Below are 233 nucleotides of genomic sequence, written 5' to 3' on the forward strand. Positions count from 1 at the left end.
TAACACAAAAACTGTTTTTTAGACGTTCGTTTAAAAAACGTCAAAATTTCAGAAAGACATAGGGAAAGGAATACCTAAAAAATAGCAAAAAATAAAGATGAACAAGGATTTAGCCAATAGATTGATAAACAATGTATTGCTTATAGATTTTATGATTCATAAGAATATTTTTATTGAACATTTTGTTCATTTCAAAAACAACACGTATCTTTGCGCACATTAAACGAACGTCT

Origin of the sequence: Bacteroides sp. AM10-21B, from assembly GCF_003472565.1 — a bacterium.
Taxonomy (GTDB): Bacteria; Bacteroidota; Bacteroidia; order Bacteroidales; family Bacteroidaceae; genus Bacteroides; species Bacteroides propionicigenes.